This is a genomic window from Halobacillus sp. K22 (genome assembly GCF_052246795.1).
Classification (GTDB): Bacteria; Bacillota; Bacilli; order Bacillales; family Halobacillaceae; genus Halobacillus.
In genome coordinates this window covers 1-23,864 of sequence record NZ_JBQQCN010000032.1, presented here as the reverse complement: position 1 = coordinate 23,864, position 23,864 = coordinate 1, and the positions used below count along the sequence as shown (strand labels likewise).

The 23,864-nt window shown below is 43.4% G+C and carries 20 protein-coding genes; 9 read left to right on the top strand and 11 right to left on the bottom strand.

Annotation, left to right across the window (positions count from 1 at the left end):
* Positions 1–51: 51 nt before the first annotated feature.
* The 3 genes from pdxS to guaB form a co-directional block, all read right to left on the bottom strand.
* Positions 52–936: a pyridoxal 5'-phosphate synthase lyase subunit PdxS gene (gene pdxS, locus ACTWPM_RS18195; RefSeq protein ID WP_443134407.1), complete on the bottom strand. Its 885-nt coding sequence runs from the start codon at positions 934–936 to the stop codon at positions 52–54.
* Between the two features lie 125 nt (positions 937–1,061).
* Positions 1,062–2,393, bottom strand: a complete 1,332-nt coding sequence (locus ACTWPM_RS18190) for a serine hydrolase (RefSeq protein WP_443134406.1) — start codon at positions 2,391–2,393, stop codon at positions 1,062–1,064.
* Between the two features lie 110 nt (positions 2,394–2,503).
* Complete coding sequence (gene guaB, locus ACTWPM_RS18185) at positions 2,504–3,973, bottom strand: IMP dehydrogenase (RefSeq protein WP_443134405.1); 1,470 nt, start codon at positions 3,971–3,973, stop codon at positions 2,504–2,506.
* Between the two features lie 249 nt (positions 3,974–4,222).
* Between guaB and ACTWPM_RS18180 the strand changes: the two genes are divergently transcribed.
* Positions 4,223–4,939: a YaaC family protein gene (locus ACTWPM_RS18180; RefSeq protein ID WP_443134404.1), complete on the top strand. Its 717-nt coding sequence runs from the start codon at positions 4,223–4,225 to the stop codon at positions 4,937–4,939.
* A 17-nt stretch (positions 4,940–4,956) separates the two neighbouring features.
* Here ACTWPM_RS18180 and ACTWPM_RS18175 read toward each other — a convergent pair whose 3' ends face one another.
* From ACTWPM_RS18175 to dnaA, 8 genes are all read right to left on the bottom strand, one after another.
* Positions 4,957–5,697, bottom strand: coding sequence for an HD-GYP domain-containing protein (locus ACTWPM_RS18175; RefSeq protein WP_443134403.1), 741 nt, complete (start codon positions 5,695–5,697; stop codon positions 4,957–4,959).
* Positions 5,698–6,012: 315 nt separating this feature from the next.
* The gene (gyrA, locus tag ACTWPM_RS18170) at positions 6,013–8,547 is read right to left on the bottom strand and encodes a DNA gyrase subunit A (protein WP_443134402.1); all 2,535 of its coding nucleotides are present in this window, start codon (positions 8,545–8,547) and stop codon (positions 6,013–6,015) included.
* A gap of 106 nt (positions 8,548–8,653) precedes the next feature.
* A complete protein-coding gene (gene gyrB, locus ACTWPM_RS18165; protein WP_443134401.1) occupies positions 8,654–10,573 on the bottom strand; it encodes a DNA topoisomerase (ATP-hydrolyzing) subunit B in 1,920 nt (639 codons plus the stop codon).
* Positions 10,574–10,634: 61 nt separating this feature from the next.
* A complete protein-coding gene (gene remB / locus ACTWPM_RS18160) occupies positions 10,635–10,919 on the bottom strand; it encodes an extracellular matrix regulator RemB (RefSeq protein ID WP_014641303.1) in 285 nt (94 codons plus the stop codon).
* A 9-nt stretch (positions 10,920–10,928) separates the two neighbouring features.
* Entirely contained in the window at positions 10,929–12,047 is a 1,119-nt protein-coding gene (gene recF, locus ACTWPM_RS18155) for a DNA replication/repair protein RecF (RefSeq protein WP_443134400.1), read from the bottom strand.
* Between the two features lie 19 nt (positions 12,048–12,066).
* Positions 12,067–12,288, bottom strand: coding sequence for a S4 domain-containing protein YaaA (gene yaaA, locus ACTWPM_RS18150; protein ID WP_443134399.1), 222 nt, complete (start codon positions 12,286–12,288; stop codon positions 12,067–12,069).
* Between the two features lie 202 nt (positions 12,289–12,490).
* Entirely contained in the window at positions 12,491–13,630 is a 1,140-nt protein-coding gene (gene dnaN, locus ACTWPM_RS18145) for a DNA polymerase III subunit beta (protein ID WP_443134398.1), read from the bottom strand.
* Between the two features lie 174 nt (positions 13,631–13,804).
* On the bottom strand, positions 13,805–15,157 hold the full coding sequence (gene dnaA, locus ACTWPM_RS18140; protein WP_443134397.1) for a chromosomal replication initiator protein DnaA: 1,353 nt from the start codon (positions 15,155–15,157) through the stop codon (positions 13,805–13,807).
* Between the two features lie 684 nt (positions 15,158–15,841).
* Here dnaA and rpmH point away from each other — a divergent pair.
* From rpmH to ACTWPM_RS18100, 8 genes are all read left to right on the top strand, one after another.
* Positions 15,842–15,976, top strand: a complete 135-nt coding sequence (rpmH, locus tag ACTWPM_RS18135; protein ID WP_014645390.1) for a 50S ribosomal protein L34 — start codon at positions 15,842–15,844, stop codon at positions 15,974–15,976.
* A 148-nt stretch (positions 15,977–16,124) separates the two neighbouring features.
* Complete coding sequence (gene rnpA / locus ACTWPM_RS18130) at positions 16,125–16,472, top strand: ribonuclease P protein component (protein ID WP_443134396.1); 348 nt, start codon at positions 16,125–16,127, stop codon at positions 16,470–16,472.
* A gap of 107 nt (positions 16,473–16,579) precedes the next feature.
* Positions 16,580–17,341 carry a YidC family membrane integrase SpoIIIJ gene (spoIIIJ, locus tag ACTWPM_RS18125; protein ID WP_443134395.1) on the top strand — a complete coding sequence of 254 codons (762 nt, stop codon included), beginning with the start codon at positions 16,580–16,582 and terminating at the stop codon, positions 17,339–17,341.
* Positions 17,338–17,952 (top strand): RNA-binding cell elongation regulator Jag/EloR, encoded by a 615-nt coding sequence (gene jag, locus ACTWPM_RS18120; RefSeq protein ID WP_443134394.1) that lies wholly within the window; start codon positions 17,338–17,340, stop codon positions 17,950–17,952. Before spoIIIJ ends, jag begins: the two co-directional genes overlap by 4 nt.
* An 865-nt stretch (positions 17,953–18,817) precedes the next feature.
* A complete protein-coding gene (mnmE, locus tag ACTWPM_RS18115) occupies positions 18,818–20,194 on the top strand; it encodes a tRNA uridine-5-carboxymethylaminomethyl(34) synthesis GTPase MnmE (RefSeq protein WP_443134393.1) in 1,377 nt (458 codons plus the stop codon).
* Between the two features lie 24 nt (positions 20,195–20,218).
* Positions 20,219–22,108, top strand: coding sequence for a tRNA uridine-5-carboxymethylaminomethyl(34) synthesis enzyme MnmG (gene mnmG / locus ACTWPM_RS18110; protein WP_443134392.1), 1,890 nt, complete (start codon positions 20,219–20,221; stop codon positions 22,106–22,108).
* 17 nt (positions 22,109–22,125) lie between these two features.
* The gene (gene rsmG / locus ACTWPM_RS18105) at positions 22,126–22,842 is read left to right on the top strand and encodes a 16S rRNA (guanine(527)-N(7))-methyltransferase RsmG (RefSeq protein WP_443134391.1); all 717 of its coding nucleotides are present in this window, start codon (positions 22,126–22,128) and stop codon (positions 22,840–22,842) included.
* A gap of 95 nt (positions 22,843–22,937) precedes the next feature.
* On the top strand, positions 22,938–23,429 hold the full coding sequence (locus tag ACTWPM_RS18100) for a metallophosphoesterase family protein (RefSeq protein ID WP_443134390.1): 492 nt from the start codon (positions 22,938–22,940) through the stop codon (positions 23,427–23,429).
* The last annotated feature ends 435 nt before the right edge of the window (positions 23,430–23,864 follow it).

The window sequence follows — 23,864 nt, the reverse complement described above, 5'->3', positions numbered from 1 at the left end:
AAAAATCAGTCAAGGATGGGACTCTTTGGCCCCTGGTCCGCCTGCAATTTATTATTGACTGCGGTCCTGCATACGCTGATCAGCCGCCAGAGTAGACATTTCCATGCCCTTCATAGCTGTTCCCAGTCCTCTGGAAAGTTCACCAATCAATTTATAGTCATCATAATGTGTGGTAGCTTCCACAATCGCACGAGCAAAGCGTTCCGGGTCATTGGATTTGAAAATACCTGAACCTACGAATACACCGTCTGCTCCAAGCTGCATCATTAATGCTGCATCTGAAGGTGTAGCAATTCCACCGGCTGCAAAGTTTACGACAGGAAGACGTCCTGCTTCACGGATTTCCATAAGAAGATCAAATGGCGCTCCATGATCTTTGGCATAAACCATCACTTCATCTTCAGATAAACCGCGAAGATGACGAATTTGGGATTGAACTTGTCTCATATGGCTGACTGCTTCTACAATGTTGCCTGTACCAGGTTCTCCTTTGGTACGAAGCATAGAAGCTCCTTCACGAATACGGCGTGTAGCTTCTCCCAGGTTACGGCAGCCACACACGAATGGGACGGTATAATCATCCTTTTTGATGTGATAAACCTCATCCGCCGGCGTAAGCACTTCACTTTCATCGATATAATCGACACCTAAAGCTTCTAGTACACGTGCTTCTGTAATGTGCCCGATACGAGCTTTTGCCATGACTGGAATTGACACAGCATTCATAACGTCTTCCACGATGCTTGGATCCGCCATTCGAGCGACGCCTCCGGCTGCACGAATATCAGCTGGTACACGTTCAAGAGCCATTACGGCTACAGCTCCCGCTTCTTCAGCTATTTTTGCCTGTTCAGCATTTACAACGTCCATAATGACGCCGCCTTTTTGCATTTCTGCCATTCCGCGTTTTACGCGATCTGTACCTGTTTGTGACATACTATATTCCTCCCTGAATGGACTGTATATTATCAATCATTTGCATGATGTGAATCTTATATTGCTTATTTTCTATTGTAACTCAAAAAAGTCTAAAATCCTACCAAATAAATTGGCATTAACTGTTAGAACCAACTTTTTACCATATCGACAGCACCTGTGAAAATATCACTAAAGAACTCACCGACTCCGCCTAACATCAGCATGAACCAACTAGATTTCTCAACCGCTTCCGTAGTCACCAGATCCACGGAGTTTGGGTCCTCGGATAATAGATTGTCATATGATTCTTCTCCATTGTAAACAAGAGAAGCGCTTCCTACTTTGGCACCTTTATCAATAGGGGCCACTAGTTTCCCGTCCTCATCCAATTGATCTTCCGAAAGGTTATACTCAATGGAGTATTGTCCATCTTCCCCGTTTTTAACCAGGGTTTGAAGGTCGGTGTTTGTCTCTACAGCTACCTGGTCTTCTTTACCTTTAGCTACTTCGATCTCGGATTCACCTTCCAGTTGATAGCCAGCTTTATATAAAGTCTGTGCCTGGAATTGCTGAAAACCATAATCAAATAATTTCGCGGTCTGCTGGAAACGTGATGCTCTTGAATCGGTCTTCATAACCACAGCGATAAATCGCTGACCATTTTGTTCAGCTGTGCCTGTAAATGTGTTTCCTGCGAGTTCTGTATAGCCTGTTTTTAAACCATCGACCCCTTCATAACCGAACTGTGAGAGTGCGCCGGGCATATTAGGCACCATCCAGTTCCAGTTTGTGATCGTCTGTCCATCAAACTCGGCTGTAGGCTGACTGGAATAATCTAAAGCTTCAGGGTAATCATTAATCAAGTGGTAGGCAAGAAGGGCAGCGGATCGTGCCGACAGCATGTTAGTAGCATCTGGGGCTGTTCCCTCCGGGTAATTATCTCCCAGGTGGGAATTATTCAAGCCAGTGGAATTTACGAATTCATAATCCGGAAGACCTAATTCCTTAGCCTTTTCATTCATCATTTTAACAAATTCAGCTTCTGTACCTGCGATCAATTCAGCCAGTGCAATGGTCGTGGCATTATCCGAATTGATAGCCATCGCTTTATACAGTTCTTCTACTTTGTAATCTTTATTCATTTTCAAGCCAACGCCGGAGAATTCAGCGTTTGCAGATATATCATAAGCGTATTGGCTGATCTGTGTAGTGGTGTCCCAGCTGATGCTGCCCTGCTGGATCGCTTCCATAACGAGGTACTCTGTCATCATTTTAGTCATACTAGCTGGAGGTAGAGTAAGGTCTGCCTCTTTCTCAAATAAAATCTTTCCAGAATCAGCATCTACTAGAATAGCAGATTTCGCTTCTACATTAACTGTAGCCGCGTATGTACTCCCTGGATTCATCAAGACTGCGGACATGCTTAAAATAAAGGCCATCATGACGGCCAGGGATGTTTTAAAAACTTGTTTCAACTTTCTCGACCTCCACCTACAAATTATGTATTATACCTTCGTTATTTTATCACATGGTTTAACAAAAGAATAGACAGGGAATAGTCCCTGTCTATAAATAATTATTCAGATCAAAGGGAGTAGTTCGGTGCTTCTTTAGTAATTTGAACATCGTGAGGGTGGCTTTCGCGCAAGCCAGCTCCGGTAATTCTCGTGAATTTAGCATCCGTACGCAGCGCCTGGATTGTTGGGGTTCCGCAATACCCCATTCCGGATCGCAAACCGCCCATCAGCTGATGAAGGGTATCTGCAAGAGGTCCTTTATACGGCATACGTCCTTCGATTCCCTCTGGTACCAGTTTTTTGGATTCCTGACCACTTTGGAAGTAACGATCTTTAGAACCGGATTCCATAGCCCCTACAGATCCCATTCCACGGTAAACTTTAAAACGGCGGCCCTGGAAGATTTCTGTTTCTCCCGGACTTTCTGACACGCCCGCCAGAAGACTTCCAAGCATTACTGCATGGGCCCCTGCCGCAAGAGATTTTACAATTTCACCTGAATATTTAATACCGCCATCGGCAATAACAGGTTTGTTATATTTCTCCGCTTCCATCGCACAGTCGTGAACCGCAGTAATTTGCGGAATGCCTACGCCCGCAACGACACGGGTTGTACAAATGGATCCAGGACCTATGCCTACTTTGATCACATCGGCGCCTGCTTCAATCAGTTCACGTGTTGCTTCTGCTGTGCCGACATTTCCGGCGATAATATTCACGGACGGATACTTGCTTCGAATACGCTTCACTTGGTCGATTACACCCTGGGAATGGCCGTGGGCCGTATCGATAACTAAAGCATCCACTCCCGCAGAAACAAGTTTATCAATCCTTGTCATAGCATCTGCTGTTACCCCGACGGCAGCGGCACAAAGAAGTCGCCCTTGTTCATCTTTCGCCGAAAGCGGAAATTCGATAACTTTTTCAATATCTTTAATAGTGATTAGACCTTTTAGAATGCCTTCGTTGTCCACTAATGGAAGTTTTTCAATTTTGTATTCCTGCAGAATCTTCCCAGCTTCCTCTAACGTAGTTCCCACAGGTGCCGTTACCAGATTTTCGCTTGTCATCACTTCACTGATGGCCATTGAATAGTTATCGATGAAACGCAGATCGCGGTTGGTAAGGATCCCCACCAGCTTCTGTTCTTCTTGATTATTCACAATTGGCACACCTGAGATTCTAAATTTACCCATCAGGTGCTCCGCATCAAAAACCTGATGTTCAGGGGTCAAAAAGAAAGGATTTGTGATAACTCCACTTTCGGAACGTTTTACACGATCGACCTGCTCAGCCTGCTCTTCGATCGACATATTTTTGTGAATGACACCGAGACCGCCTTGTCTTGCCATTCCGATTGCTAGTCCTGCTTCTGTGACTGTGTCCATTCCAGCACTGAGAACGGGCATATTCAGCTTTAAGGTAGGCGAAAGCTCTGTCGCTAATGAAACGTCACGAGGCAATACATCGGACTTGGCAGGCAGTAGAAGGACATCATCGAACGTTAAGCTTTCTTTCTCAAATTTATCTGCACGCATGCTTGATCTCTCCTTTTATTCAAATAGTTTGGGTAAAGGTGGGGAATAATAACCGATAACTATTTAAAATACTTTCTTATTGTTATTTACAATACGACAATGACTGTGCTTTTTCAACCATAAAAAAATCCCATAAATCCCCTGTCGGGACTGCTTTACAGTCGCTTTAACTGTGTACGATATTATTTAAGCGCTTTCTGATTCGCTTGCAAAATGAGGTTGAACGTGATGAAAGGAGAAGCACCCCCCATGCTTAAAGAAGATACCATTCTAAATTATTTACAAGTTACCGCTCACACCAGACCGTTTTTACTGGCTTGTTATGAAAACACAAATAATCCCAAAGCTTCTCACCATGCTTATCAGAACGCTGAACGATTTATATATGGTTTGAATTTGGGAAGTGACTACTGGGCGTCTGCAAAGTCCACTCCCCTGAGTGTTCAGCCGCTCCTTTTCTATTATGGACTCAACCATTACTTAAAGAGCTGCCTTCTAACGGTAGATCCAGGTTATCCGGCTACAGCCAAGGTTTTAGCTCACGGATTGTCTACCAGAAAAAGAAAGAAGCAGCACTACCGATTTTTAGAAGATGATATTCGAGTCCAGCCCCATGGATTATTTCCTCATGCGGCGAACCACCTTTTTCAATTTACATCGTCAAAAGAAAAAATATCCATGGATGAATTATTACGTCCCTTAGAAGCTATGGCTCCCATTTATGCATTTAAAGATTTGGAAAGTACGCCGGCAGATGAACCCTGGCCGCCGCTGCTCGCTTACTTTGCCGTACTCTATAACTTAAGTATGTTAGTGCGATACGAGGGAGAATGGTGGGGAGAGATGCAGCAAATGAGGGACCGGGAAGACTATGTATTTATCATCGAATTTTTAAAAAGCGCAAGTGAACAGATTCCTATGTTAATCTCCGACTGGTTAAAAGACCAGCTGACATCTGTTCGTTGATATCAGCTGGTCTTTTATTACTCCAAAATCTCTTCTATATGTAGGTGCATATATTCTTTTAAGTGAAAAATTTCTCCATCTTCCTCTAAGCGAATCATAGGTCTTGTATGATGGGTATGGTCTACAAAGACAATCTCCGCCCGTTGGTTGCTGGACAGCCTTACCTTCGTACCTGTTGAATAATTGGTCATTTCTTTGACTAACACTTGAATGACAGTAGGATCATAACGCCCGAACTGTTCCTTAAGCACTTCTTCGAGGACTTTAAAAGGCGAATGCTTAGGGAGGTACACACGTTCTGAAGACATGGCATGGTACATATCACTAACCGCGATGAGCTGACTATATGGATGAATTTTAGCATGGTTAAGTCTAAGAGGATAACCCGTTCCGTCTAACCGCTCATGATGCTGTAAAATAGCAAGCTTGGCCGGGCGGCTCAACGCCTGAATGTTTTCCACCATGCGGTAAGAACGGGCCGGATGGAGTTTAATCTGTTCAAATTCCCGTTCAGTAAGTGGCCCATCTTTTTCTATGACACGTTGATCCACCTTGACCATTCCTGCATCACTGAGTAACCCTGCAAGTCCTACTTGAATCCACTCACCGTATTCATAGTCCATTTTATAAGCTAGATACCCTCCCATAACGCTCATCGCTACACTATGGTGATAAAGGTAATCCCAGCTTGTAGAATAGTTATGCAGCCTGAAAACCTCCCGCTTCTCCTGGGTAGCATTTTCTAATAAGGGAACCATTACTTCACGTATGGCTTTTATATCAATAGATGCTCCTGCCCGCCAATCCGAAAACCATTTCTTATAGAATTGAACTGCCTGTAAATACTGGTCTTGAAAGGGAAGGTACTGGCTTGGGTCGGATGAACCTGACAGCTGTGTTTTGCTCGGCTCATCATCTACAGATTCCTCCGGGATAAAAGGGGAACCGTCTGAAAGTTTGTTCGCAACTTCAACCGATTCAATTAGAAATTTCTTTAATACCTAAAATTTCTTAAAAAAAAGCCACCTGCCGTAAATTCGACAGGCGGCTTGGCATTTCCCAGCAAACGAGGGTTATTCTTCAGGTGTATCCTCCGCTTCTGGAGTTTCCTCTGACAATGTTTCTTTATCCTCGTTCTTTTCAAGTGCTTCTTCAATGATTTCTTCTTCTTCTTTTTCTGATTCCACTCGTGCTACCGTAGCTACTTCTTCCCCGTCTCCAAGACGGATCAACCGGACCCCCTGGGTGTTTCGTCCAGTTTCTGAAATGCTTTCGAGCGGCATCCGGATCAGCACACCACTTTCCGTGATGATCATTATATCTTCTTCACCATTTACCGCCTGGGTAGCGACAACATACCCATTTTTCTCGGTAAGGTTACACGTGATAATTCCTTTACCGCCCCGGTTGGTAAGACGGTAATCCGTTGCCGGTGTCCGTTTTCCATAGCCTTTACTTGTAACGGTTAGCACCTGCAGGTCGTCATCCAGAATTTCCATGGATACGACCCGGTCATCATCTCTAAGCGAGATTCCTTTGACACCTGCAGCTGTACGGCCCATCGCACGGATTTGCTCTTCATTAAACCGGATAAGGTAACCATTTCTGGTACCTATCATGATGTCTTTTTGTCCATCAGTCAGTTTCACAGAGATTAATTCATCATCTTCCCGCAATCCGAGTGCAATAAGACCGCCGCGGCGGATATTTGCAAACTGAGAAAGCGTCGTCCGTTTGGTGATCCCGTTTCGTGTTGTAAACAGGAGGTACCAGTCATCGACGAAGTCTTCAACGGTTATAACTGCGTTAATCCACTCGTCACGCTCAATATTCAGCATATTAATAATCGGAATCCCTTTAGCCGTACGGCTGAACTCCGGCACTTCATATCCTTTAGCTTTATATACTTTTCCTTTATTGGAGAAGAAAAGCAGCGTATTGTGCGTGGAGGTGGAAAGCAGATGCTCCACAAAGTCTTCTTCGTGTGTGCCCATTCCCTGTACACCACGTCCGCCTCTGCGCTGAGAACGGTACGTACTTGCAGGGAGGCGTTTTACGTAGCCTTGATGCGTCAAGGTTACAATGACTGTTTCTTCCGGTATCAAGTCTTCATCTTCAATGAAGTCACTGCCGCCAAGTACAATTTCAGTGCGGCGTTCATCATTAAAGCGTTCTTTTACATCCTCGAGTTCTTCTCTAATGATCTCAAGAACCTTTTCTTCGTCTGCAAGGATCGCTTTCAACTCAGCAATCAGCTTCATTAGATCTTGATATTCGCTTTCAATCTTCTCACGTTCTAAACCAGTCAGACGTTGAAGACGCATATCCAGGATAGCTTGAGCCTGGCGATCTGACAGCTCATAACGCTCCATTAAACCACTTTTAGCAATCTCAGTCGTTTGTGATTCACGAATAAGCGTAATTACTTCGTCCAGATGATCAAGAGCTATCCGCAGCCCTTCCAGGATATGAGCTCTAGCTTCAGCTTTACGAAGTTCATAAGCGGTACGACGCTTGATAACTTCTTTTTGGTGCTCCAGGTAGTATTCCAGGCACTGTTTCAGATTCAACACTTTCGGATGGCCGTTGACGAGTGCCAGCATATTAATACCAAACGTGGATTGAAGAGCTGTCATCTTGTAAAGGTTGTTCAACAGCACATTTGGATTAGCATCCCGCCGTAATTCGATTACGACACGAAGACCATTACGGTCAGACTCGTCCCTGAGATCCGTAATGCCCTCTATTTTCTTATCACGGGCAAGATCTGCTATTTTCTCGACCAGACGTGCTTTGTTCACCTGATAAGGAAGCTCTGTAACAATTAAGCGGGCTTTCCCATTCGCCTGTTCTTCGATTTCAACATTTGCACGGACTGTAATGGATCCTTTTCCTGTTTCGTAAGCTTTTCGAATTCCGCTTAGTCCAAGGATTTTTCCAGATGTTGGGAAGTCTGGACCGTAAATGTGGTTTTCCATCAATTCCTGAATGGTGATCTCTGGATCTTTACTTACTGCAAGTACACCATCAATCACTTCACCCAGCTGATGGGGAGGAATATTCGTAGCCATCCCTACCGCGATACCTGAACCACCGTTTACCAGTAAGTTCGGGAATTTGGCAGGTAAGACAAGAGGCTCCTTCTCCGTACCGTCATAGTTGTCATCATAATCGATCGTATCTTTATTGATGTCGCGCAAAATCTCCATAGAAATCTTGGACATTCGTGCTTCCGTATAACGCATAGCGGCAGCGGCGTCACCGTCTACAGAACCAAAGTTTCCGTGTCCGTCTACGAGCATATAACGATAGTTGAAGTCTTGAGCCATACGTACCATCGTATCGTACACAGCCGAATCACCGTGCGGGTGATATTTACCGATAACTTCCCCGACAATACGGGCAGATTTTTTGTGAGCTTTATCCGAATGCATGCCTAGATCATGCATCGCATACAAAATCCGGCGGTGTACAGGTTTCAAACCATCACGGACGTCAGGCAAGGCACGCGCCACAATAACACTCATGGCATAATCCAGGAAGGATGTACGCATTTCCTGGCTTATATTAATTTCCTGCACGCGTGGGCGTTCGGGTTGATCCACCATTCTATTTACCTCCTAATAACCTATAAGGGGAGAAAAGCTCTAAAGAGCCTTTCTCCATCCATTTACACTGTTTCTATTTTTATCGTTACGATCATTCGTTTGTTTCTTACACATCCAGGTTCTGGACATATTGAGCATTTTCCTCAATGAAGTTACGGCGTGGTTCTACCTTGTCCCCCATAAGAATATCAAAGGTTTCATCTGCTCCAATCGCGTCTTCGAGACTCACCTGCAGAAGCGTCCTTGTCTCAGGATCCATCGTGGTTTCCCAAAGTTGTTCCGGGTTCATCTCTCCTAAACCTTTGTAACGCTGAACGCCTGGTTTTGGTGAGTTTGGAAGTTCAGCAAGCATTGTATCAAGCTGCTTATCACTATACGTATAATAAACGGCTTTGCCCTGCTGAATTTTATAAAGAGGCGGCTGGGCAATATAGATATAGCCATTCTCAATCAAAGGACGCATATAACGGTAAAAGAAGGTTAGAAGAAGCGTTCGAATATGAGCTCCATCCACATCAGCATCCGTCATAATTACGATTTTGTGGTAGCGGGCTTTTGAAATATCGAAATCCTCTCCGATTCCTGTACCGAGCGCTGTGATAATCGCACGGACTTCATTATTCGAAAGGATTTTATCTAAGCGAGCTTTCTCTACGTTAATAATTTTACCGCGAAGAGGAAGAATCGCCTGGAAATGCCGGTCACGTCCCTGCTTGGCAGAACCCCCTGCTGAGTCACCCTCAACCACGTAGATCTCTGAAATACTGGGGTCTTTAGACGAACAGTCCGCTAATTTACCAGGAAGGTTGGAAACTTCAAGCGCATTTTTACGGCGAGTAAGCTCACGTGCTTTCTTCGCAGCCATACGGGCTCTCGAAGCCATTAGACCTTTTTCCACTACAATTCTTGCCATGTTTGGATTTTCAAACAGGAATTTGGAGAAGCCTTCTGAGAATAGCGCATCGGTAACCGTACGCGCTTCACTGTTTCCAAGCTTCGTCTTGGTCTGTCCTTCAAATTGAGGATCGGGGTGCTTAATCGAAATAATAGCCGTCAATCCTTCACGGACATCATCTCCGGTTAAGTTCGGATCCGTCTCTTTAAACATATTATTTTTACGGGCGTAATCATTAATCACACGAGTAAGTCCAGTCTTAAATCCGGATTCGTGGGTTCCGCCTTCGTAGGTATGAATGTTATTCGCATATGAATAAAGATTGCTCGCGAAGCCATCATTATACTGAAGAGCAATTTCAATAGAAATGTCATCCTGTTCACTCTCTATGAAAAATGGCTCGTGGAGCACTTCTCTCGTACGGTTCAAATGCTCGACATAAGAGCGAATACCGCCCTCATAATAATAGCTTACCGGCTCTTCATCTGTACGTTTATCTTCAATCGAAATCGTTAAACCGCGATTAAGAAAAGCAAGCTCTCGTGTACGAGTAGCCAGTGTTTCAAAATTATATTCAGTAGTCTCCGAGAAAATTTCTTCGTCTGGTTTAAACTGAATACGGGTTCCAGTGATTTCCGTATCACCGATGACTTTTAAATCTTCTTCCGGCACTCCCCGGTGGAAAGCCTGGTAGTGAATCTTGCCATCGCGGTGGACGAATACTTCAAGCGTTGAAGACAAAGCATTCACAACTGAGGCTCCAACTCCGTGAAGTCCTCCAGAAACTTTATAGCCTCCGCCACCAAATTTTCCTCCAGCGTGAAGAACCGTCATAATGACTTCGACTGCCGGCCTTCCGGTTTTCTCCTGGATACCAACTGGAATTCCGCGGCCGTTGTCTGTCACGGAGATGCTATTATCTTTTTCGATGATCACTTGAATTTGATCACAATGACCAGCCATCGCTTCGTCAATACTGTTATCTACAATTTCCCATACAAGGTGGTGCAGTCCTTTTTCATTCGTCGAGCCAATATACATGCCCGGGCGTTTACGAACAGCTTCTAGCCCTTCCAGTACCTGTATCTGGCTCTCATCATAGGATTCTTTTTGAATTATGTCTTCCTTCATGGTACTCACCTACATTTCTCAAGTGGTTTTACTTATAAACTATCTTACGGATGATCTCCTCTTACCCACCTGACTCTTCAGAGAAGTCTTCCAGTTTATTTAACGTGGTCTTCATATTGGCCCTCTTCTTCAGAGTGAAAACGGATAGCGGGCTGAAATATATATAATCATTGGTAATGACGATGGCTTTTACATGGTCTTCTTCTGTTTCCACCACGCGTCTGTTTTTTCGCTGATTAAAAATCATTTCCTCGATAATAGAGGACGACGTCATCAAACTGTGATCGATAATCGCTACCACATCTTTCGATTGGATGACGTGATCGTCACCGATATGAATGAACAATTTGCCACCTCATTTCTCTACTTCGATCGTTCCTTCTTTAACATGAAAGATTTCTGCGTGCTCCAAAGCTTCATGCTCAATTCCATCTATACTAGTCGTTGAAACAAAGGTTTGAACTTTCCCCTGGATGGTATGAAGCAGATGTGACTGCCGGTAATCGTCCAGTTCGCTGAGCACATCGTCCAACAGAAGAATGGGGTACTCGCCCACTTCACTATGAATGAGTTCAATTTCTGCGAGTTTCAAAGACAGGGCGGTGGTTCTCTGCTGGCCCTGGGAACCATAGGTCTGAACATCTTTTCCATTCACATAAAATATAAGATCATCCCGGTGAGGACCTGCAAGCGTAGTTCCCCTTTCAATTTCCTTTGTTTCAATTTCTGAAAATTTTTCCATGTATATTTTCTTTATTGTGTCCAAATTCATATCCTCTGATACTTTGACACTTGCATTATAAGAAATATCAAGTTTTTCAAGCTTTCGGCTGATTCCTTCATGGATGGGAGTCGCCCATGAACGGAGCAGCTGCATAAACTTAAACCTTCGATCAACAATCGTCGCTGCATGCTCCATCAATTGATCCGTCAATACGCCAAGCATCGTCCGATCAGCGTGAGGCTTACGCTGCAAATCTTTCAGCAGGTGATTACGCTGACGAAGAACCTTCTGATATTGTCCTAAATGATAGATATAAGTTGGTTGAATTTGGCCGATTTCCATGTCGATAAACCGACGACGCACCTGAGGGCTTCCTTTGACCAGGTTAAGATCCTCAGGTGCAAACATAACTACATTCAAAGCACCTATGTAGTCGCTGAGGCGCTTTTGTTCAATATGATTTAATTTCGCTTTTTTCCCTTTGGTCGAAATGACAATCTCAAGAGGAAAACGGCGATTCCGTTTAAATATACTCCCTTTTATTTTACCATACTCGGCATCCCATTGTATTAATTCTTTATCCCTCGGGGTCCGATGCGATTTTGTAAAGGCTAAAGCATAGATCGCTTCCATCAAATTGGTTTTTCCCTGGGCGTTTTCACCAATAATGACATTTATCTTATGATCGAATGTCAGGGACAATTGATCATAATTTCGAAACGACCGCAACGACAACTCATGAATATACATAAGTCAGTTTCTTTTCACCTTATTCTTCACGTACAACCGTGAAGCTGCCAAACTCTTCTATTTCTACTGTATCTCCCAGGTAAAGCTTGCGCCCGCGGCGGTTTTCCAACTCTCCATTTACAAAAACTTCAAATTCTTTAAGGAATAATTTAACCATTCCACCAGATTCCACAACGTTGGATAATTTTAGAAATTGTCCAAGCGTGATATATTCCGTGGATATTTCAATACGTTCGCTCATATCATTCACCCTATTCCATGAATTCACCTTATTTTATTTTACTAAAGATAAAGGTATAAGAAAAGTCCAAGAGATTTATTCAGTCTCAGGGGCTCTGCACAAAAAAGAGGCACCGCTATGATTTTCATAACAGCGCCTCTTATAAACTAGTACTAGATTCGAATATCTGGCATATCTTTTATACTAACACGTTTTTTATAAATCAGTAGGTTCTGACAGGCAGGATCAGCTGAAGAATTTGTTCGTCATCTACTGGACGGATCAAGAAGGGGCGCATCGCTCCTGTGAATTCTACTTTTACTTGATCATAATCTACAGCTTTTAAAGCATCCATCATGTATTTCGCACTAAAAGAAATCTTTAGGTCTTCTCCGTTTACTTCATCAGCTGTAACTTCTTCAACCACATTTCCTACTTCAGGGGAGTTACCTGTGATTTCAAGGTGGTTGTTTTCTTTAGTAACTAAACGAACGACGTTATTACGATTTTCTTTAGCTAAAAGGGACGCCCTATCCACAGACTGAAGTAATTCTTTCGTGTCGATTTTCACGATTGTTTTACTTTGTTCAGGAATTAAACGTGAAGTCTCTGGATAATTTCCTTCCAGAAGACGGGACAGGAAGTACAAGTGCTTGGTCCGGAACAATACCTGGTTCTCTGTGACACTTACTTCAATCGTATCTTCTGAATCATCAAGAATTTTATTGAGTTCCGTCAAACTTTTACCCGGAATGACAACAGGAGGCAGATTTTTGCCCTCTGGCTGGTCCAGTGGAATTTTCCTGGATGCCAGACGGTGGCTGTCCGTTGCGATAAATTCGAGTTCTCCATTTTCCATACGCACATGAACACCCGTCAAAATTGGTCTAGTTTCGGAAGTAGAAACGGCAAATACAGTTTGACGAATTAAATTCTTTAAAAGGTCAATGGGCAGTTCAAAGCTATCCTCGGTATGTAACTGAGGAAGCTGCGGATATTCTTCAGGATCCTGGCCATTCAAATGGAATTCAGCATTACCTGAACGAATCGTGACATTTCTGTGGTTGTCACTTTCGATTTCTACGGTATTTTGGGGTAGTTTACGAACGATATCAGGAAAATATTTAGCTTGTAGAACGATACTTCCCGGGTCAATATTCTCTACATAAACGATCCCGTCTTCTTCTTGTGGAATAAAAGATTCAATTGAAATATCTGAATCACTTCCAGTCAGTTTTACGCCCTCTTCACTAACTTCCAATTTCATTCCGGTCAAAATAGGGATCGTCGTTCTGGATGAAATAGCTTTCATCACATCTTGAACGCTCTCCATCAACTGCTCCCGCTGAATTATAAATTTCATGAATACCTTCCTCCTAGTGAACCTATATTATATATATTTTTTTTCTTAATAACCGTAATAGTAATAGTATGCGCTGTGGATTTGTGGATAACGGAGTTCAACCCAAACAAAACAAGGTTATCCACATGTGTATAAGTTGTTGATGAACGTGGTACCGTTATTCACATTATCCACCTAGGTCTTCAGCTGCTCTTTTATTTCATCAAGTTCTTTTTGGAGCTGTTGATCGGCTGCTACCATTTTAGAAATCTTTTCGTGGGCATGGATGACCGTTGTGTGATCACGGCCACCAAATTCTTCACCTATCTTCGGTAAAGAAAAGTCAGTTAACTCTCTTGATAGATACATAGCGATTTGACGTGGAAAAGCAATCGTTTTGGTACGTTTCTTGGCTGGGAAATCTTCTAATCTCACATTATATTTCTCTCCAACCATTTCCTGAATCGCATTAATCGTAATCACTTTAGGCTTAGAGCTTGGAATGATATCCTTCAACGCTTCAGCTGCAAGAGAAGCATTAATGTCCCGATTAATTAAAGACGAATAAGCCACCACGCGAATAAGAGCTCCCTCAAGCTCTCGAATGTTTGTATCGATTTGGTTCGCGATGTAGAGCATGACCTCGTTTGGAATATCCAGCCCTTCTGCTTTCGCTTTCTTTCGCAGAATGGCAATTCGTGTTTCTAAATCCGGCGGCGTAATATCCGTAATTAACCCCCATTCAAAGCGAGAGCGTAACCGATCTTCAAGGGTTGGAATCTCTTTAGGCGGCCGGTCACTGGAGATCACGATCTGCTTGCTTTCTTCATGAAGTGTATTAAACGTATGGAAGAACTCTTCCTGAGTCTGTTCTTTACCTGCAAGAAACTGGATGTCATCGATTAAAAGTACATCTACACTGCGGTATTTATTTCGGAAGTTGACGGCTTTATTGTCTCGAATCGAATTAATAAATTCATTCGTAAACTTTTCAGACGACAAATAAACGACTTTAGCATTCGGATTATGGTCCAGGACATAATGGCCAATCGCATGCATCAGGTGTGTTTTTCCCAGTCCGACCCCACCATAGATAAACAGCGGATTGTAAGCTTTAGCCGGTGCTTCAGCCACAGCAAGGGATGCTGCATGGGCGAAGCGGTTTCCGGAACCGATAACAAATGTATCAAACGTGTACTTTGAATTCAGCATACTTTGCGGTGTCTCTTCATTCCCGTTGTTTTTCACATCAGGAACCTTCTTGGATGAAAGCTTCACGTCATCCATCGCTTCTTCTTTTGTCTCCGGAATAATAAATCTTGTATCTAATTCCGCTCCTGTCACTTCATAGAGCGTTTCCGTAATCAATCCCTCATATTGGTTCTCAAGCCAGTCTCTGGCAAACTCATTCGGAGCTACAATCGTCAGGGTATTTTCACTAAGAGAATCAGCTTTGGTAGCCTTCAGCCAAGTTTCAAAGCTCGGCTTACTAATTTTTTCTTTAATGTGCTCCAAGGTGTTATTCCAAAGTTCGTGTATGTTCTCCAAATTGTTTCACCCCTTTCTCTATAAATGGAAAACAAAAAAACCTTTCGTTCTCTTTTTCGAACGTAGCAAAAGGATCGAAAGGTAGTTGTATAAGTTTTGTATACTCTTTATCGTTAGAAAACTTCTAAATTAAATGTGGATGCGAGATTTGCGACATACAAGACTTATAGAAAGTTATTTTCACTATCCACATTCCTGTGCATAAAAGCATATACAGCCGTGTTAATAAATGTCCACACGTTATCCACAATCTGTGGAAAAGATTTTAGACACTTAGAAGTCATTCACGCTTAAACACAAATATAATACCAAATAAAAACTAGAGTTGCAATGATTTAGAGGAACTTATCCACAATTACCACACCTTGTAGACAGATGCTATCCACAACACTATATTTTGTGAATACCTTGTCGATATTTGGTGTGGACAGTCAGGTGGAGTCGAAAAAAATATACACACAGCCTGTGGATGTTCGCTGAATGTATTTTATTTTCGCTTATTTCGATCAAAAAATCAACGAGGTGTTATAGTACACAAACTGTTATATAACGGATGGAGTTTAAGTCGATCTGGAAGGATTGAATGAAAAGGACATTGACAGAAATGAGGTTCGTTGATTATAATTATTGGGACTGCCTTTTAGAAGTAAGTTATGGAATTATTCCTCAGGAGGTGTATATATAATGAAACGCACATTTCAACCAAATAATCGTAAGCGCAAAAAAGTACACGGCTTCCGTACGCGCATGAGCAGCCCAAACGGCCGTAAAGTAATTGCTCGTCGCCGTCGTAAAGGAAGAAAAGTTTTATCAGCCTAGGCCACTGAAAACACTCAGTGGTCTTTTTTTCTAGTTAAGATTGTCTTGCGGAGCGGGTCTCTTCTATGAGATCCACTGCGCTTTTCTAATGTTCAGGGCGTGAAAGTCTAAGTGGCATTCAGCGCTTTTTATTTTTGGAGGGAGTTCTATGAAGAAAGAATACCGAATTAAAAAGAATGAAGAATTCCAAAAAGTATTTCAGCGCGGTCAGTCGTTCGCGAACCGGCAACTCGTCCTTTACTATTGGAAAAAAGAAGACCAGGCTCATTTTCGAATTGGCCTCTCTGTCAGCAAGAGGATTGGACCTGCAGTGGTGCGTAACCAGGTGAAACGTTATTTAAGACAAGCCTTTCACGAACTGGAAGACCAAATCCATCCTCAATATGACTTTGTAATTATTGCTAGAAAACCAACTAATAATATGAACTTTCATGAAACGAAAAAAAGCTTGATCCATGTTCTATCAAGGTCAAAGCTATTGAATAAGAAAAATTAAGACATCATCTTATAGAATTATTCTATGAAATAATGCTACACTGATGTATGGACAGAAAATTAATTTTAAATGAATAGCCAGAGGGATTCAGTAAGGAGGAAGGAACGTTGCGTAACAAAGTAATAGCATTGCTTGCCATGGCAGGTGTGCTTACGTTCTTATCCGGGTGTACCCAGGTCAATCAGGATATCACCGAGGATAGTACAGGATTCTGGAACGAATATATTGTTTTTCCATTATCTAAAACGCTCTTGTATTTTGCGGATCTGACAAACGGAAGTTTTGGATTGGCGATTGTAATCGTAACCATTATTATCCGAGTATTGTTACTGCCGTTAAACGTTAAACAGTTAAAAAGTTCAAAAGCTATGCAGGAAATTCAGCCGGAACTTAAAGAATTACGAGAAAAATATTCTTCTAAAGATGCACAGACCCAGCAAAAACTTCAGCAGGAAACGATGCAGCTTTTCCAGAAAAATGGAGTTAATCCATTGGCAGGCTGTCTGCCTATTATTGTGCAAATGCCGATATTGATTGGTTTCTATCATGCTATTATGAGAACATCTGAGATTCAAACTCACAGTTTTCTATGGATGGAATTAGGACAATCTGATCCATTCCTTGCGATTCTTACAGCAGCTACCACATTCCTGCAGCAGAAGCTGATGATGGCGGGAGGAGCAGCAGCTCAAAACCCGCAAATGCAGATGATGATTTACATCATGCCGCTAATGATCGGTACATTTGCATTCTTCTTCCCATCAGCCCTGGCCATCTATTGGATTGTAGGTAACATCGTAATGATTCTTCAGACCATTTTTATTCGTAAGCCAATGATGAAAGATGCGACGGGAGGAGCAGGTGAGTGAAGCAAATAACTGCTACTGGAACCACAGTTGATGAAGCGGTCCAATCAGCACTAGAACAATTACAAACATCGAAGGACCAAGTTCATGTAGATGTCATTGATGAAGGTAAAAAAGGATTTCTTGGTTTTGGTTCAAAACCGGCAATCGTAAAAGTATCTATTCAAAAAGATCCAGTGCAGGATGCCGAATTATTCATCATGGAAGTAGCAAAGCAAATGGGTGCTCCTGTACAAGTGAAAACAGAAGTTAAAGACCGTGATATTGCCATGCAGCTTGAAGGTGATAAGATCGCCATGCTCATTGGAAAACGCGGACAAACCTTAAATTCATTGCAATATTTAACTCAGCTCGCCGTTAATCGGGAATCCGATCAGTTCTATAACGTTATGCTTGATGCAGAAGGTTACCGGGCAAGACGAAAAGAAACGCTTGAAACTCTGGCTAAGCGATTAGCGGAAAAGGCGGTTTCTACCGGTAAAGAAGTCAAGCTTGAGCCTATGCCTTCCTATGAACGGAAGATTATTCATTCGGCTCTTCAAAACCATAAAAAAGTCGTAACAGATTCTGATGGAAATGATCCGCGAAGACACGTGGTTATTCGTCCTTCCTGAAGAAGTTAGATGTTAACTAAAAACTTCTGCCAATAATTGTTGGCAGAAGTTTTTTTATGGGATTTTTTACGCAAATCCAGTATTATAGAATGGTTCTTTGGGGTGTTAGTGTTGATTAGACTCTTTCAACTAAAGGGCCGGTTAGTTGAATATGCGAGATATCGGGTAACAGTGTAGGTCCTGCGGGGGACGATTCGCTTTCCGTGGGCATGTGCTGAGCCTCCTCGAGCTACGCTCTCCGGGGTCTCACCGATCATGTTCATCCCACGGGAGTCTTCATCGTCCCCCTACGGACCTTGCTGAAATAAGAGACACGAAATGATAGGGAATACCTCTTATATAGAAAGCGTGTAAAACGTGGTGTGAGCTTTAGTTTCTCGTGAGGTTTTGTCGAAAAGCCCTCTTACAGCAGGATTTAGAACCAACAGTTGCACTTCTAAAGAAGGGTCCGTTATTCTCCTGTGGGTGGGTTGGTGGGGAAATAGCGAGACTCCCATGGGAGAAGGGACTAGGCGAGATCCCGCAGGGAGTGAAACGAGCGAGGAAGCTCACCGTTTCCCCATAGGAAAGCGAGTTATTTCCCCACCAGCCCTTCTCAATTTAATGTAACGGGCCCAATTATCTCGAAACTGAGTATTACAGAAACGGGAGCTTATCTGTAATACTCAACACGAATATTTAACAGTACGTCTTGAATAATGAGTTATACACATGTGGATAATGGGATTAAAGAGAAAGATCCGGTAATAGGTTGTTGATATCTTTTCAATTAACGGGCTGATGTGATATTCTATTAAGTTAGTGACTACAATTAATTCTACGTTGTGGATAAATATAAAATAGAAACATTAGGAGGTGAGCGCGTGTGGAAACAGATACGATAACTGCCATATCTACCCCTATGGGAGAAGGTGCTATAGCAATCGTTCGACTTAGTGGTCCGCAAGCTGTCTCTATAGCTGGAGAGTTATTTCGCGGAAAGGATTTAAACGAAGTCGACTCCCACACGATGCATTACGGTAAAATAATTGATCCTGATACGGGAGAGACCGCAGAAGAAGTAATGGTCTCCGTTATGCGTGCGCCTAAGACCTTTACAAGGGAAGATATCGTTGAAATTAACTGCCACGGCGGTCTCGTTTCCGTGAATCGTGTCCTTGAAATCGTCTTAGCAAGTGGAGGTCGACTTGCAGAGCCGGGTGAGTTTACGAAGCGCGCGTTCTTAAATGGCAGAATCGATTTGTCTCAGGCAGAAGCTGTTATGGACCTGATTCGTGCGAAAACGGACAGGGCTATGAATGTAGCTTTAAAGCAAATGGACGGACGCCTGTCTAATCTCATTCAAGATCTGAGGCAGAAGCTTTTAGAAACTTTGGCACATGTCGAAGTAAATATTGATTATCCTGAATATGACGATGTCGAAGAAATGTCGCATGAAATGATGGAACAAAAGACGAAAGAAGTTCATGCAGAAGTTTCGAATCTTCTTCAGACCGCCCGCCAGGGAAAAATTTTACGAGAAGGCTTAGGAACGGCTATTATCGGCCGGCCTAATGTCGGAAAATCGTCTTTAATGAACACATTGGTACACGAAAATAAAGCTATTGTAACGGAAGTGCCGGGAACGACTCGGGATGTGATTGAGGAATATGTCAATGTCCGAGGTGTACCGCTTCGTCTGATCGACACGGCTGGTATTCGGGAAACCGAAGATATCGTTGAAAGAATCGGTGTCGAACGATCAAGACAAGTATTGCAGGAAGCCGATCTCATCCTTCTTGTGTTAAACTATGGGGATGAGCTGAATGAAGAAGACAAGCAGCTATTTGAAGCCATTGATGACATGAATATTATTGTGATTGTCAATAAGATGGATTTAGAACCAAAATTAGATATCGATCAGGTGAGAGAACTTGCGGGTGAACATCCCGTTATCTCTACTTCTTTAATTCATGAAGAAGGCATTGATCAGCTTGAAAATGCGATTGCAGATACCTTCTTTGAAGGAGAACTGGATGCGGGTGATATGACTTACGTGTCTAACGTACGCCACGTGCAATTGCTCAAGCAGGCAAAGCAAGCACTGGAAGACGCACAAAACGGTATGGAAATGGGCGTACCGCTTGATGTGGTCCAAATAGATGTAACGAGAACCTGGGAAATCCTTGGGGAAATTATCGGAGATACCGTACACGAAAGCTTGATCGATCAGTTGTTTTCACAATTTTGCTTAGGGAAATAAACAACAACAAAGGAGAGACAATAAATGACTTATGATGCTGGGCATTATGACGTAATTGTAATCGGTGCCGGTCATGCAGGGGTAGAAGCAGGTCTTGCTGCAGCCCGCAGAGGCGCAAAAACGTTAATGCTTACTCTCAACCTTGATCTGGTCGCTTTCATGCCGTGTAACCCTTCGATCGGCGGACCGGCGAAAGGTATCGTAGTCCGTGAAGTCGATGCACTGGGCGGCGCTATGGGGAAAGTAATTGATAAAACGCACATTCAAATGCGTCTGCTTAATACAAGAAAAGGTCCTGCTGTACGAGCACTGAGAGCTCAGGCAGATAAACCACTTTATATTAAAGAAATGAAGAGGATTCTAGAAAATCAGGAAAACTTGACGCTTAGACAGGGAATGGTCGAGAAGTTGCTTGTCGAGGACAACGAAATCAAAGGAGTCGTTACGGAAACGAAAGCCGCTTACTATGCTCCAACGGTGATCGTAACGACGGGAACGTTCATGCGTGGACGTGTCCTGATTGGAGACCTCTCCTATGAGAGCGGTCCTAATAACCAGCGTTCTACGGTTTCTCTTTCCGAGCAGCTTGAGGAACTGGGAATTAACATGGTCCGCTTTAAAACGGGTACACCGATGCGGGTGAACAGCCACACGGTTGATTATTCCAAAACGGAAATCCAGCCGGGTGAAGAGGAACCAAGATCCTTTTCATATGAAACGACAGAGTTCATTACGGATCAAATTCCTTGCTGGCTGACTTACACCAATGAAGAAACACACAAAATCATTGATGATAATTTAACCTTGTCCGCGATGTATTCAGGAGCGGTACGTGGTACCGGGCCTCGTTATTGTCCGTCGATTGAAGATAAAATTGTACGCTTTAATGATAAACCAAGGCACCAGATTTTCCTGGAACCAGAAGGACGCGACACGGAAGAAGTTTACGTGCAAGGTCTTTCTACTTCGCTGCCTGAATATGTTCAGAACGAAATGATGAGAACCGTGCCAGGCCTTGAAAATGCTGAAATCATGCGGGCAGGCTATGCCATTGAATACGACTCGATCGTACCTACTCAACTATGGCCGACAATGGAAACGAAGCAAATTTCCGGACTGTTTACCGCAGGCCAATTAAACGGAACATCCGGCTATGAAGAAGCAGCTGGTCAAGGTCTAATGGCAGGGATTAACGCAGCGGCGAAAGCACTGGATCTCGAGACATTAATTCTCGACCGCTCAGAAGGTTACATCGGCGTTATGATCGATGACCTCGTGACAAAAGGCACGGACGAACCTTATCGTCTCCTTACTTCACGTGCAGAATTCCGTCTAATGCTTCGCCATGACAATGCGGATATACGTCTGCTGGAAAAAGGATACGAACTCGGCTTAATTCCTGAAGAGCGCTATCAGCGGTTCCTTGAGAAAAAGCAGCGGATCGAAGAGGAGAAAGCTCGCTTAGATAAAGTGATCCTGAAGGACACAGACGAAGTACAGGCGGTGATTGAGGAAGCGGGAGGTACTCGCTTGAAGGAAGCGGTACGCGCCCTTGATTTACTGAAGCGTCCTGAAATGAAATACAGTCACCTGGAGCGTTTAACCCCTAGTGAGGTTTCATTACCAGAAGATGTGAAGGAACAAGTAGAAATCCAAGTCAAATATAGCGGGTATATTAAAAAAGCGCTCGAGCAAATCGAACGTATGAAGAAGATGGAAACGAAGAAAATTCCTGAAAATATCGATTACGATGATATTCACGGACTTGCAACAGAAGCCCGCGACCGTCTTAAAGAAGTCAGACCGTTATCTGTGGGGCAGGCTTCGCGTGTATCCGGAGTAAATCCGGCCGATGTATCTATATTACTTGTTTATATCGAACAAGGAAAAATCGCTCGCGTATCGGGTGAATAAAACGAAAGGATGGAAGCATGGATATTAACACCTTTCTAGAATCGCTTAAGAACCAGGGTATTGAATTAAGCGAGCAGCAACAGCAGCAGTTCCATAAGTACTTCGAAATTCTTGTGGAATGGAATGAAAAAATGAATCTCACAGCGATTACGGATAAGGAAGGTGTGTATCTTAAGCACTTCTATGACTCTTTGACCGCTTCGTTTTATTATGATTTCACCCAGCCTTTGAAGATTTGTGATGTTGGAGCCGGGGCAGGGTTTCCAAGTCTGCCGCTTAAAATTGTGTTTCCGCACTTGAAAGTAACGATTGTCGATTCGTTAAAAAAGCGGATTACCTTTTTGAATCACTTAGCCCACGAATTAGGCTTTGATGACGTGGCCTTTTACCATGATCGTGCCGAAAACTTTGGTAAAAACGCTAAATTTCGCGAAGGATATGACCTGGTCATGGCTCGCGCCGTCGCTCGAATGTCCGTACTGAGTGAATTATGCCTGCCTCTTACCGCAAAAGGGGGTCATTTCATGGCTATGAAAGGACCTAACCTTGCCGATGAAATGGAAGATGCAGCAGTTGCTATCCAAACGGTCGGGGGAGAGGTGGAAAACGTGCATACGTTTACCCTCCCGGAAGAGGATAGTGAAAGGAATATTGCGATTATCGAAAAACGCCGGAAAACACCGAAGAAATACCCGCGTAAAGCCGGCACACCAAATAAAACACCGATTCAGTAAACACATTCCCCTTGCGCTCTAACGGAGCAAGGGGGATTTTTTTATCTCATAGTTTTAATAAGCGGGTAGAAATAAAGAAGAAGGAGGACGTCATCATGAAAATAGTGGTACTATCAGATACCCATATGCCCAAAAAAGGGGCATCTCTGCCGGAGAGGTTCGTTCAGGAACTATCTTCAGCTGACGCAATCATCCATGCGGGGGACTGGCAGACGAAGGAAGTTGTGGAAGAACTAAAGGCATATGGACCGCCTGTGTATGGCGTTTATGGAAACGTAGACGGGGAGGATATTCAATCCGTTTTTCCTTATAAGCAGACAATCGAGTTGAATGGTTTTCGAATTGGTATCATTCACGGGCATGGGGAGAAGAAAACGACGGAGAAGAGGGCGCTGGAAGGGTTTAAAGATGAGGAAGTGGATATCATTATTTTTGGTCATTCTCACCTGCCTGTGACTCGATATATGAACAAAGTCATGTTGTTTAATCCAGGGTCTGTAACCGATAAACGGAAGCTGCCTTATTACTCGTTTGGTATTCTCAGGATTGAAGAAACAGTCCATGCCGAGCATATTTTCTTTTTATAAAAGGCTCTGTTAGACTTCTGTGGTGATTTTAAGGTTAAGCTCCGGTTTGTTTAAGACTCAGTTTCGAGACTTTTGTGAGAATTAGGTCCTGCGGGGGACGATTTCGCTTTCCGCGGGCATGTGGTGAGCTTCCTCGGGCTTAACAGCCCTGCGGGATCTCACCGATCATGTTCATCCCGCAGGAGTCTACATCGTCCCCCTCCGGCCCTTGCCAAACCAGCAACCCGAAACCACTTAAGATATCTTCTTGATGCACAAAATGAGCATATGAGACTATTTTCATGCTATAAAGATCTGTAATAGCCTGGCATAGAAGCATTTAAGGCCAGTTAAGAAGGCGAGGATTCTCTCTTCTGGAAGGGCCCGTTATTCTCCTGTGGCTGGGTTGGTGGGGAAATGGCGAGACTCCCATGGGAGAAGGAACTAGGTGAGATC

Bases quoted from the DNA above. Each gene is read 5' to 3' on its own strand.
- pdxS (WP_443134407.1), bottom strand. From the start codon at position 936: ATGTCACAAACAGGTACAGATCGCGTAAAACGCGGAATGGCAGAAATG.
- guaB (WP_443134405.1), bottom strand. From the start codon at position 3,973: ATGCGTGCAGATAAATTTGAGAAAGAAAGCTTAACGTTCGATGATGTC.
- ACTWPM_RS18180 (WP_443134404.1), top strand. From the start codon at position 4,223: ATGCTTAAAGAAGATACCATTCTAAATTATTTACAAGTTACCGCTCAC.
- ACTWPM_RS18175 (WP_443134403.1), bottom strand. From the start codon at position 5,697: ATGGTTCCCTTATTAGAAAATGCTACCCAGGAGAAGCGGGAGGTTTTC.
- gyrA (WP_443134402.1), bottom strand. From the start codon at position 8,547: ATGGTGGATCAACCCGAACGCCCACGCGTGCAGGAAATTAATATAAGC.
- gyrB (WP_443134401.1), bottom strand. From the start codon at position 10,573: ATGAAGGAAGACATAATTCAAAAAGAATCCTATGATGAGAGCCAGATA.
- recF (WP_443134400.1), bottom strand. From the start codon at position 12,047: ATGTATATTCATGAGTTGTCGTTGCGGTCGTTTCGAAATTATGATCAA.
- yaaA (WP_443134399.1), bottom strand. From the start codon at position 12,288: ATGAGCGAACGTATTGAAATATCCACGGAATATATCACGCTTGGACAA.
- dnaN (WP_443134398.1), bottom strand. From the start codon at position 13,630: ATGAAATTTATAATTCAGCGGGAGCAGTTGATGGAGAGCGTTCAAGAT.
- rpmH (WP_014645390.1), top strand. From the start codon at position 15,842: ATGAAACGCACATTTCAACCAAATAATCGTAAGCGCAAAAAAGTACAC.
- rnpA (WP_443134396.1), top strand. From the start codon at position 16,125: ATGAAGAAAGAATACCGAATTAAAAAGAATGAAGAATTCCAAAAAGTA.
- mnmG (WP_443134392.1), top strand. From the start codon at position 20,219: ATGACTTATGATGCTGGGCATTATGACGTAATTGTAATCGGTGCCGGT.
- rsmG (WP_443134391.1), top strand. From the start codon at position 22,126: ATGGATATTAACACCTTTCTAGAATCGCTTAAGAACCAGGGTATTGAA.
- ACTWPM_RS18100 (WP_443134390.1), top strand. From the start codon at position 22,938: ATGAAAATAGTGGTACTATCAGATACCCATATGCCCAAAAAAGGGGCA.